The 10,822-nt window shown below is 52.1% G+C and carries 13 protein-coding genes; 12 read left to right on the top strand and 1 reads right to left on the bottom strand.

The window, feature by feature from the left end:
• The first annotated feature begins 237 nt into the window (after positions 1-237).
• From rpmH to MCACP_RS14110, 12 genes are all read left to right on the top strand, one after another.
• Positions 238-372 (top strand): 50S ribosomal protein L34, encoded by a 135-nt coding sequence (gene rpmH, locus MCACP_RS14165; RefSeq protein WP_406677378.1) that lies wholly within the window; start codon positions 238-240, stop codon positions 370-372.
• 31 nt (positions 373-403) lie between these two features.
• Positions 404-772 carry a ribonuclease P protein component gene (rnpA, locus tag MCACP_RS14160; RefSeq protein WP_406677376.1) on the top strand — a complete coding sequence of 123 codons (369 nt, stop codon included), beginning with the start codon at positions 404-406 and terminating at the stop codon, positions 770-772.
• Positions 756-977 carry a membrane protein insertion efficiency factor YidD gene (gene yidD, locus MCACP_RS14155; protein WP_406677375.1) on the top strand — a complete coding sequence of 74 codons (222 nt, stop codon included), beginning with the start codon at positions 756-758 and terminating at the stop codon, positions 975-977. The genes rnpA and yidD overlap by 17 nt, the downstream gene beginning before the upstream one ends.
• Before the next feature lie 56 nt (positions 978-1,033).
• A complete protein-coding gene (locus tag MCACP_RS14150) occupies positions 1,034-1,714 on the top strand; it encodes a YidC/Oxa1 family membrane protein insertase (RefSeq protein WP_406677374.1) in 681 nt (226 codons plus the stop codon).
• Positions 1,711-2,331 (top strand): RNA-binding cell elongation regulator Jag/EloR, encoded by a 621-nt coding sequence (jag, locus tag MCACP_RS14145; protein ID WP_406677373.1) that lies wholly within the window; start codon positions 1,711-1,713, stop codon positions 2,329-2,331. Before MCACP_RS14150 ends, jag begins: the two co-directional genes overlap by 4 nt.
• Before the next feature lie 94 nt (positions 2,332-2,425).
• Positions 2,426-3,802: a tRNA uridine-5-carboxymethylaminomethyl(34) synthesis GTPase MnmE gene (mnmE, locus tag MCACP_RS14140; protein ID WP_406677371.1), complete on the top strand. Its 1,377-nt coding sequence runs from the start codon at positions 2,426-2,428 to the stop codon at positions 3,800-3,802.
• A 36-nt stretch (positions 3,803-3,838) separates the two neighbouring features.
• Positions 3,839-5,731 (top strand): tRNA uridine-5-carboxymethylaminomethyl(34) synthesis enzyme MnmG, encoded by a 1,893-nt coding sequence (gene mnmG, locus MCACP_RS14135; RefSeq protein ID WP_406677370.1) that lies wholly within the window; start codon positions 3,839-3,841, stop codon positions 5,729-5,731.
• On the top strand, positions 5,721-6,443 hold the full coding sequence (rsmG, locus tag MCACP_RS14130) for a 16S rRNA (guanine(527)-N(7))-methyltransferase RsmG (protein ID WP_406677369.1): 723 nt from the start codon (positions 5,721-5,723) through the stop codon (positions 6,441-6,443). The genes mnmG and rsmG overlap by 11 nt, the downstream gene beginning before the upstream one ends.
• Positions 6,444-6,522: 79 nt before the next feature.
• Complete coding sequence (locus MCACP_RS14125; protein ID WP_406677368.1) at positions 6,523-7,284, top strand: ParA family protein; 762 nt, start codon at positions 6,523-6,525, stop codon at positions 7,282-7,284.
• Positions 7,277-8,161 carry a ParB/RepB/Spo0J family partition protein gene (locus MCACP_RS14120; protein ID WP_406677367.1) on the top strand — a complete coding sequence of 295 codons (885 nt, stop codon included), beginning with the start codon at positions 7,277-7,279 and terminating at the stop codon, positions 8,159-8,161. The genes MCACP_RS14125 and MCACP_RS14120 overlap by 8 nt, the downstream gene beginning before the upstream one ends.
• A gap of 140 nt (positions 8,162-8,301) precedes the next feature.
• Complete coding sequence (locus MCACP_RS14115; protein WP_406677366.1) at positions 8,302-8,856, top strand: pyruvate kinase alpha/beta domain-containing protein; 555 nt, start codon at positions 8,302-8,304, stop codon at positions 8,854-8,856.
• A gap of 42 nt (positions 8,857-8,898) precedes the next feature.
• On the top strand, positions 8,899-9,579 hold the full coding sequence (locus MCACP_RS14110) for a DUF554 domain-containing protein (protein ID WP_406677365.1): 681 nt from the start codon (positions 8,899-8,901) through the stop codon (positions 9,577-9,579).
• 47 nt (positions 9,580-9,626) lie between these two features.
• Here the strand turns inward: MCACP_RS14110 and larC are convergent, their stop codons facing one another.
• Positions 9,627-10,817, bottom strand: coding sequence for a nickel pincer cofactor biosynthesis protein LarC (larC, locus tag MCACP_RS14105; RefSeq protein ID WP_406677364.1), 1,191 nt, complete (start codon positions 10,815-10,817; stop codon positions 9,627-9,629).
• Between the last annotated feature and the right edge of the window lie 5 nt (positions 10,818-10,822).

Below are 10,822 nucleotides of genomic sequence, written 5' to 3'. Positions count from 1 at the left end.
AAAAGGAACCTCCCTGGGGAAGATGTTAATAAAGGCTGTTGTATATAACATGAAAAATGGGGATAAGTGATGGGAGCAAAAGAAATCACGCAATCTTATCTTAACAGCTTTGGGTATAACTATCAACAGGCAACAAAAATTCCTTTTCCTTGACAGAAGGAAAAAGACTCGGCTATAATTTGAATGATAAGGCTGGAAAAAGATAAAAGATAAATTTGGCAGGAGGGAAAAACAAGTTTGAAACGGACTTATCAACCCAAAAGGAGACGCCATAAGAGGGTACATGGTTTTTTAAAGCGGATGCGCACTAAAGCCGGGCGGGAAGTCATCAAGAGGCGACGCCGGAAAGGTCGTAAACGCCTGTCTGCTTAAGGCAGGCCTATCCCTTTATCCTGGGGGCAGGATGTTGTTAACTGCGAGGCGGCGTATTGTCAAGGCAAGGGATTTTCGCCGGGTTTACCGTCAGGGACGCAAAGTAAACGGCAAAATGTTAAAAATGTATTACTTACCCAATACCTGGGGCCTGACCCGTTTTGGTTTTTCCATATCCAAAAAAGTAGGCAAAGCTGTAAAGCGCAATTTATTAAAACGCCGCCTGCGGGAAATCTGTCGTAAACATATAACTTCTTTCCAGCCGGGTTTGGATGTAGTTCTGGTAGCCAGGGAAAATGCAGTGCAAAGTAGCTATAATGAACTGCAGCAAGAAGTATTAAATTTGGGGCGCTGGGGGAAAATTTTAGCTAAAGAGGAAAGCAGTGGCCCAGGTGATTAAAAGAAGTATTGTGTTCTTGATACGTTTATACCAGATATTTATATCCCCTGTCCTGGGAAAAAATTGCCGTTTCTATCCCAGTTGTTCCCAGTATACTTTGGAAGCAATCAGCAGATATGGAGTGTTCCGGGGAAGTTTCCTGGCTGTAAAAAGATTGGCACGTTGTCACCCGTGGCACCCTGGTGGTTATGATCCGCTTCGTTAAAGCCAGCGTGGAGGTGAAGGCTGCCTTTTCCTAAAGGGAGGTAAGGCAGGAACTAGTTGAGTATATTAGTTAATTTCCTTTCACAATCAATACAATTTTTATATAATATTACCCGGACGTTAGGAGTACCCAATTACGGCCTGGCTATAATTTTATTTACCATTCTCGTTAAGGTAATCCTTTTCCCTTTGACCTACAGGCAGCTGCGTTCCATGAAACGGCTGCAGGAACTTCAACCTAAAATCCAGGAACTGCAAAAAAAGTATAAAGGGAACCCCCAGAAAGCCCAACAGGCCATGATGGAACTGTACCAGAAAGAAGGCGTTAATCCCCTGGGGGGGTGTCTGCCTTTGCTGGTGCAAATGCCCATTCTTTTTGCTTTATTCACTGCCCTGCGTACCTTCTTTGACCCTGTCCATCATCCGGCCTACGTGGAACTGGCTCACGCTAACTTTTTATGGATAAGCAATCTAGGGCAACCGGATCCCTATATCTTACCTATTTTAGTCGCCCTGGGAACTTATTTCCAGCAGAAGGTTAGTATGGTTAGCAGCAATCAGGATCAGACCCAGAGAACGATGCTTTTTGTTATGCCACTGGTAATTGGCTGGATGAGCCGGAGCTTTTCAGCCGGCCTCTCTCTCTACTGGGTAACTTTTAGCTTAATGGGCATTTTAGAACAATGGCTAATACGCCGGCAACCGCAGCTGGTAAAGGAGGAAATCAGCGCCAAATGAAGGAGATCGAAACCAGCGGCAAGACTGTTGAGGAAGCCATTGAGGCAGCGCTGAGAAGTTTGGGGGCCAAAAGGGAAGAGGTAGAAATTTATATTTTAGAAGAAGGCAGTAAGGGATTTTTAGGTTTGCTGGGTTCACGCCAGGCCCGGGTAAAGGTTGTTCTGCCCGATAGCCCGGAAAAGGTGATTAATGACTTTTTAACGCGGGTATTGAAGGCCATGAACATTGAAGCAGGTATCGAAATACGGCAGCGGGAAGGATACTTTTTTGTCAGTTTTCATGGTAAAGATCTGGGTATCTTAATCGGCCGGCGGGGCGACAACCTGGATGCCCTGCAGTATTTATGCAACCTGGCCGTAAACAGGGTATTAAAGAACAAAGTAAAGATCATCCTGGATGTAGAGGGCTACCGCAAGCGCCGGGAGCAAACATTAATCAATCTCGCCCGCCGCTTGTCGGCCCGGGTAAAAGCAACCGGGAAAAGGATTGTCCTGGAACCCATGAATCCCCAGGAACGACGCGTTATCCATACCGCACTGCAAAATGATAGTGAAATCTTGACCTTCAGCGAAGGGCAGGAACCGAACCGCAAAATTGTTATTGCCTTGCGCCAATAAGTTTTTTGCGTTAAAATATGATTACCCAGGTATTTATCTGTGGCCCAGTGATACCTTAAGTATTACTGGGTCTTATTATGTGGGGAGGACAGGAATGCTGGCCGACACCATAGCCGCAGTAGCAACCCCGCCGGGTGAAGGCGGCATCGGTATTGTACGCCTGAGCGGGAGCGATGCTGTTGCCATCGCCAGTAAAATATTTCAACCCCGCCGGGGACCGCATTTTTCTGCCAGCCGCAGCCATACCCTGCGCCTGGGAGTGATTATCGATCCCGAAACAGGGGAAACCGTCGATGAGGTGCTGGCAAGCATAATGCGAGCTCCCCACAGCTATACGGCCGAAGATGTCGTGGAAATCAACTGCCATGGTGGCGCCCTGGCAGTAGCCAGAGTTTTACAACTTGCTTTACGCCATGGAGCCAGGCTGGCCGAGCCGGGAGAATTCACGCGGCGTGCCTTTTTAAACGGCCGCCTGGACCTGGCTCAGGCTGAGGCGGTACTGGATGTCATTCGCGCCAGGAGCAGCCAGGGACTGGCTGCTGCCGTAGGCCAGCTGCAGGGTAAGCTGTCACAAAAAATAGCAGCGATAAACGATTTCCTTACCGGTGTACTGGCGGCAATCGAAGCCAGCCTGGATTTTCCCGAAGAGGTCGGCGAGGTAAGTGCCAGCGAGCTCGAGAAATTGAAACAAGCCCGGGAAGAGGTATTAAAACTCCTGGCAACCTGGGAAGAAGGTCGTCTCCTCAACGAGGGCCTGAAAATTGCCATTGTCGGGCGGCCCAACGTCGGCAAGTCCAGCCTTTTAAATGCCCTGCTGCGCCAGGAAAGGGCTATTGTCAGCCAGATCCCGGGTACCACCAGGGATACCATTGAAGAAACTTTACTCCTGGGCGGCTTTGCCTGCCGGCTTGTCGATACGGCGGGCTTGCGGGAAACTGCCGACACACTGGAGAGTATCGGTGTGGCGCGGACAAGGCAGGCTGTCAAGGAAGCCGATCTGGTCCTGATGGTCGTGGATCTAAGTACCGGTATCTTGCCTGACGATAAGCGCATTCTGCAGGAAATTACGGGTAAAAGTGTGATTATCGTCGGTAATAAAGTTGACCTGGTAGGTGAAAAAGAGACCGGGCTGGAGGCTTTTGCCCCCAGCTACCCCCGGGTGACTATTTCGGCCAGGGAAGGCAAGGGCCTGGATGAACTGGCCGGAATGATAAGAGAGATCGTCCTCAGCGGTAAGGTGGTAAGGACGAGGGAAGAGCCCCTCCTTACCCGGGCCCGCCACCGGGACGCCCTGGAAAAATGCCTGGAGCACCTTAACGCCGCCATAGCCGCCTGGGAAGAGGGTATGCCCGGCGATTTAATCGCCGTTGACCTCTGGGCGGCCCGCGATTTCCTGGGTGAAATCACCGGCGCTACAGCCCGGGAGGATCTCCTGGACCGGATTTTTAGCGACTTCTGTATTGGTAAATAGATGACAAGAAAGTTAAATAGAAAGAAGGTGAAAAGGATGTACAACGCCGGAAATTACGATGTCATCGTCGTTGGCGCCGGTCATGCCGGCTGTGAAGCCGCCCTGGCAGCGGCAAAACTTGGCTGCCGTACCCTGGTGCTGACCATCAGCCTGGAGAGTATTGCCATGATGCCCTGCAACCCTTCGGTGGGGGGGCCGGCCAAGGGACACCTGGTACGGGAGATTGACGCCCTGGGCGGCGCCATGGGCTTAAATACCGACCGCAGCCGCATTCAGATCCGCCGTCTCAACAGCGGCAAGGGACCGGCGGTCAGGGCCCTGCGGGCCCAGGCTGATAAAAAGCTTTACCAGCAGCTGATGACCCTTACCCTGGAACGGCAAGAGAATCTCGAAGTTAAGCAGGGGGAAGTCACCCGTCTTGTGGTGGAAAATGGCCGCATCAAGGGTGTCGTGACCAGGACGGGAGCTTTCTTTACCTGTTCTGCTGTTGTTTTAACTACCGGCACTTATCTAAGGGGACGGATAATCATTGGCGATGTTGCCTACTCCGGCGGTCCTAACGGCCAGTTCCCGGCCATTGAACTGGCAGCGAGTTTAAAAGACCTGGGTCTCACCATGGGCCGCTTTAAGACCGGTACCCCACCCAGGATCAGCAGCCGTTCCATTAACTGGGACAAGTTGATTGAGCAACCCGGTGACAGGGAGCCCTTAAATTTCTCTTTTTGGGAGGACAACAGCCATCGGCCCAATGTCTCCTGCTGGTTGACCCATACCAATGAGACAACCCATCGGATTATACGGGATAACCTGGACCGAGCGCCGCTGTTTAGCGGAATGATAGAAGGTAAAGGACCGCGCTATTGCCCGTCAATAGAAGACAAAGTGGTACGTTTTGCCGACAAACCGGCGCACCAGATCTTCCTGGAGCCAGAAGGGCTAGGAACGGAAGAGTGGTACGTCCAGGGTCTGTCCACCAGCCTGCCGGAAGACGTCCAGCTGGCCGCCCTGCACAGTATACCGGGGCTTGAAAAAGCAGAATTGATGCGGCCGGGTTATGCCATTGAGTATGATTATCTGGACCCGACCCAGCTCAAGGCAACGCTGGAATGCAAGACTATAAGTGGTTTATTCACTGCCGGACAGATCAACGGTACCTCGGGTTATGAAGAAGCCGCAGCTCAGGGGCTAATAGCGGGAATAAATGCTGCTCGTCTGGTAAAGGGAAAAGAGCCGTTTATTCTAAGACGCGATCAGGCCTATATCGGTGTCCTTATCGATGACCTGGTAACCAGGGGTGTGACCGAACCATACCGCATGCTTACCGCCAGGGCCGAACACCGCTTGCTGCTGCGGGAAGATAACGCCGACCTGCGCCTTGCCGCCCTTGGTTATGAAGTAGGGCTCCTGGATGAAGAAAGGTACAGGAAGCTCCAGGCCAAAGAAAAAGCCATCAAAGCGGGAATAGAACTTTTACAAAAGCAGCATGTTGGTAGTAACAATGAAAACATCCAGGAAATCCTACAACGCCGCCGGGAAACACCGCTGAAGGGGACAGCCAGCCTGGCCGATCTCCTGAAAAGGCCCGGAATAAAATATCAAGATTTAGCAGAAGCCGGAGTGGTTCCAGAAATTCCAGCTGACATTGCCGGGGAGATCGAAATGATTCTCAAGTACGAAGGCTATATAGCCAAGGAAAAAGCCCAGGTAGAGCGGATGTTAAAGCTGGAAGGAAGGCGTTTGCCAGAAAATCTCAATTATCGGGAAATCCGTGGCTTATCCCGGGAGAGTATCGATCATCTGGAAAGGGTAAGGCCCCGTTCCCTGGGCCAGGCCCTGCGCATTCCAGGTGTTACGCCGGCAGATATCAGTATTTTAATGGTCTATCTAGAACAAAAAAGGCGTGAAGGTGTCAATACCTGTGCTGGATAAAAATAATATAATAAACAATTTAATCAAAAAGGCCGGCGTAGATATAACTGTTGACCAAGCTGCTGCCATAAAAGCTTATATCGATCTCCTTTTAGAAACAAACAAACAGATAAACTTAACGGCCATTGTAGAGGAGGGAGAAATCTGGCGGAAGCACATCCTGGATTCCCTCCTCATTTTTTGTGCCCTGGCTGTCCCGCCAGGTGCCAGGGTTATCGACGTTGGCACCGGAGCAGGAATACCAGGTTTTATCCTTAAAATATGCCGGCCGGACCTGCACCTTACACTTCTGGACGCCCAACAAAAAAAGGTTAAATTCCTGGAAAAGGTAGTAACCAGGTTGGGATTAAACGGAGTTGAATGCCTGTGGGGCCGGGCCGAAGAGGTAGGTCAAAATAAAAATTACCGGGAAAAATATCACCTGGCCGTAGCCAGGGCTGTAGCACCTTTAAATACCCTGGCGGAATACTGCCTGCCCCTGGTACAGATAGGAGGTTTTATGGCAGCCTATAAAGGACCGACCGGCGAGCAGGAATTAAAGGAGGCCGCAGGGGCAATAAACCTCATGGGAGGTACTGCGACAAAAATATGGCAGCGTCAGCTTCCGGGGGGGGAAGAAAGACGCATTCTTGTTATAGTCAAAAAGGAAAGGGTCACCCCGCCGGCTTACCCGCGCCGCCCTGGACTTCCCGCCAAACGGCCCCTTAAGTAAAGGAAAATAAGCGTCGCCGGCAGGAACCATAACAAACATGCCGAAATAAAGAAAAAAAGTCAAGGGAGAGGTCAATCCCATGGGCAAGGTTATGGCCATTGCCAATCAAAAGGGAGGGGTTGGTAAAACTACCACAGCCGTCAATTTAAGTGCTTTTTTAGCCCAGGCAGGAAAGAAAGTTCTTCTGGTAGATATTGATCCCCAGGGTAACGCCACCAGCGGTCTGGGCATTGATCGCCTGCATATCGAGCACTGTATCTATGATGTTATTATTAATGGCGTGCCTATAGCGGGCATAATTATTGCTACAGAAGTACCCCATCTCGATCTTGTACCAGCGACCATTGAACTGGCAGGTGCTGAAGTTGAATTGGTGACAGCCATAGCCAGGGAGCAAAAATTAAAGAAAGCATTGCAGGATGTCAAAGATGACTATGACTACATAATTATCGACTGCCCGCCTTCCCTGGGTCTGCTAACCATCAATGCCCTGACGGCAGCCGAAGGCGTTTTGATACCAATTCAGTGCGAATATTATGCCCTGGAGGGGCTGGGCCAGCTGATGAACACCATCCAGCTGGTTACCCGCCACTTAAACCCCCGCTTGAAAGTAGAAGGGGTTGTCTTGACCATGTTTGACCCGAGGACAAATTTGTCAATGCAGGTCGTAGATGAAGTAAAAAATCACTTCCCCGAAAAAGTATTTAAAAGCATCATCCCGCGCAATGTGCGGCTAAGTGAAGCGCCGAGCTATGGCCAGCCGATTAGTCTCTATGATCCTCGTTCCCGCGGGGCCGAAGCCTATAAAGAACTGGCCCGGGAGGTGATGAACAATGGCTAAAAGGGGCCTGGGCCGGGGCCTGGAAGCTTTATTACCTGCACTCGAAGAAAAAGAGGTTTTGTCCGGAGAAGTAACCCGACTGGCAGTGGACCGGATTATCGCCGGACGGCACCAGCCAAGGCGTGATTTTGATGCCACGAAATTAGAGGAGCTGGCACAGTCAATTAAAACCCACGGCGTCATCCAGCCCATTGTTGTTAGACCCATTGGTGATGAACGCTATGAATTAATTGCCGGTGAACGCCGCTTGCGGGCCTGTAAAATCGCCGGGTTAAGGGAAATACCGGCCATTATCAAAGACCTGGATGCCCGGGAAACAGCAGAAATAGCTTTGATCGAGAACTTGCAACGTGAAGATCTGAATCCCATGGAAGAAGCTGAAGCTTACCAGGCGTTAATTGACGAACATAATCTTACCCAGGAAGAAATCGCCCGCCGCGTAGGCAAAAGCCGGCCGGTAATCGCCAATGCCCTGCGCCTGTTACAGTTGCCGGAAGAAATCCAGGCAATGCTCCGGAAGGGTGCCATATCCCCAGGTCATGCCAGGATAATCCTGAGCTTGAAGGATAGGGAACAACAGTTAGTGCTGGCAAGAAAAATTAAAGAAGAAGGACTGGCGGTAAGGGAGACAGAATTAATTGCCAAAAAGATGCAGGCTGCAACCGACCGCCCTCCCAAAAAGGAAAGTAATAACGTAAATGTTAATATAGAAGTCAAACAGCTAGAAGATCGACTGCAGCACATTTTAAGCACAAAGGTTAAACTGTCTCACGGAAAAAATAAAGGTAAAATAGAAATCTATTATTTTGGCACCGAGGACTTAGAAAGAATTATAGCCGTACTAACCAGGGAAAATGTTTCACGTGAAACATTTTAAAGTTTGGTGCCCGGGGGTCTACCGGGAAAAGAGCGACCCGGCCCGGTTGGTGAAGCAGCCACAGGTGGAGCATAAGGGCGGGGTCGAGGACAAGAATGTCCGGAGCCGGTCCTCGAGGCAAGGAAAAGGAGGATACAACAATGACGACATACTGGCAAGCAAAAGGAAAGACCAACACAGAAGGCACGGTTAAATTAGCTCTGGAACGTGCCAGGCAACTGGGGGTAAAGGATGTTGTCGTTGCCTCGGTAACGGGCTACAGCGCCTTACTGTGCCTGGGAAATAACGATTTAAATATCGTTTGTGTAACCCATCAGGCCGGTTTCAAAAAACCGGGGGAAATAGAGATGGATGCGGCCACGCGGCGGCGTCTGGAGGAAGGGGGCATTAAAGTCCTGACCACCACCCACCTGATGGCCGGCCTTGACCGCGCCCTGCGCTTCGCCTTCCAGGGTATTTATCCGGCTGAAATTATTGCCAATACATTGCGCCTCTTCGGCCAGGGTACCAAGGTGGCCGTTGAGGTTGCCGGTATGGCCCTGGATGCCGGCCTCATACCGGCAGGGGTGGATGTCATCGCCCTGGGCGGGAGCAACGAAGGCGTCGACACGGCCCTGGTTTTACGCCCGGCCCATTCCCAGGACTTTTTCGCCACCAAAATCAAAGAGATAATTTGCAAACCAAGGGAGTTTTAAAGGGAAAGGTGCCGAGAGTAAACTGAAATCGGGGTGAAGAACTTGTGGGGTACGTGGGTTAATGTCCTGGCCATCCTGGCCGGATCCCTTTTGGGAACGATAATTGGCCGGCGCCTGCCTCAGCGCCTGCTGACAACAGTTACCCAGGCCACCGGCCTGGGTATATTACTTGTAGGGCTGGCCATGGCCATCCAGAGCCGAAACATCGTCCTGATAATTGTCAGCCTGGTAGCCGGTGGCATTTGCGGAGAGCTCCTGGATATTGAAGGGCGCCTGGCCGAGCTGGGGAAGCGCCTGGAGTTACTCCTCGCCCGCGGCGGCAGTGGTGAGATTACCCGGGCCTTTGTAAGCGCCAGCCTTCTCTACTGTGTCGGTGCCATGGCCATTATGGGGTCCCTGGAGGCAGGTTTACGCGGTAATTACAATACCCTCTATGCCAAGGCTATACTGGACGGCATTCTCGCCGTTACTATGAGCACCATCCAGGGGTGGGGAGTAGCCCTATCGGCACTACCTGTGCTTGTTTACCAGGGCAGCCTGACTCTTCTGGCAGCCTGGCTGCAGAATTACCTGACGCCTCCGGTAGCAACAGAAATTACCGCCAGCGGCGGGTTGCTTATTATCGCCATTGCCCTAAGTGTACTGAAAATAAAAGAGATTCATGTCGGCAACCTTTTACCGGCCCTATTCTTTGCCGCCCTCCTGTCATTATGGTGGCACTAAAAAATAACCCCTTGACCTGTGGTTGCAGGCAAGGGGCTTTTTTCAGGTCACCAAACCTTTACGGCCCGGGCGGCAGCCAGGGCGGCGGCGTAGACTTCCTTCACAGGCACGCCGGCGGCCATGGCGGCCCGGCGGCAGGATTCATATTCCGGGGCCACGTTAGTGATTTCCCGGCCTTCAGGATCTTTGTAGCGACCCCACTTGACAATTACCGGGCCGTAAGGCGTTAGCACCTCTGTTTGCTGCCGCTGGCAGACCAGGCGCTGGTCGCGGCGGAAGCGCAGGCCTAGGGTGCTGGAATGGCGGAAGATGGCCGCCGCTACGGCCGCAAGGCGGTTTTCCGGGCAGAGGGCCGTAAAGAGGACGCCGGGCCGGCCCTTTTTCATCTGTACCGGTGTAAAGTAGGCATCAACTGCTCCGGCAGCCAGGACCTGTTCCTGCAGGGCGGGGAAAAACTCGGGGTTCATGTCATCAATGGTCGTCTCGATAACCAGGCTGCTCTCGTCTCCCTCCAGCTGAGTTGCGGTGATTTCTCCCAGGGCCAGGCGCAGGAGATTGGGATGCGCTAAAGCTGTTTTCCCGGCGCCGAAGCCTACGCTGGTCAAATTCATGGCCGGGAAAGGGCCGAAACTATCGGCCAGGGTGGTGATAAGGGCCGCGCCGGTGGGAGTTACCAGCTCGGCTTTATCTTCCGTGCCGTAAACAGGATAACCACGGAGCAGGTAAAGGGTAGCTGGAGCCGGTACCGGCAGCTTGCCGTGATGGCATTCGACCCATCCGGAGCCCAGGGGCAGGGGCGAGGATATAACCCGCTCAATACCCAGGAGGTGCAGACCCAGGACGGTGCCCACAATATCGATAATAGCATCGACGGCTCCAACTTCATGGAAGTGTACTTTTTCCGGACTGATGCCGTGAACCTGGCCCTCAGCCCGGGCCAGGTTATGGAAAACGGCTGATGCTTTTTCCCGCACCGGCAGGGGCAGCGGGCTGTTGTCGATTAGCTCCAGGATATCTTTCAGGTGGCGGTGAGGGTGGCGACCGGTCACCTGCACAGCTACATCTATGGCCGCAATACCTTGCTGGCTGGTCTCACTGACCTTTAATTCCCACCCGTCCAGGGCAAGTTCTTTTAACCGCCCTACCAGTTCATCCCTGGGAAGGCCGTTGGCCAGCAGGGCCCCCAGGCACATATCGCCGCTGATACCGGAAAAGCAGTCAAAGTAGGCAACTTTCATCTTTC

Origin of the sequence: Neomoorella carbonis (assembly GCF_045278715.1) — a bacterium.
Taxonomy (GTDB): domain Bacteria; phylum Bacillota; class DSM-521; order Neomoorellales; family Neomoorellaceae; genus Neomoorella; species Neomoorella carbonis.
Note: the sequence above shows the minus strand (reverse complement) of the source record. Positions and strands in the feature narration are given on the sequence as shown.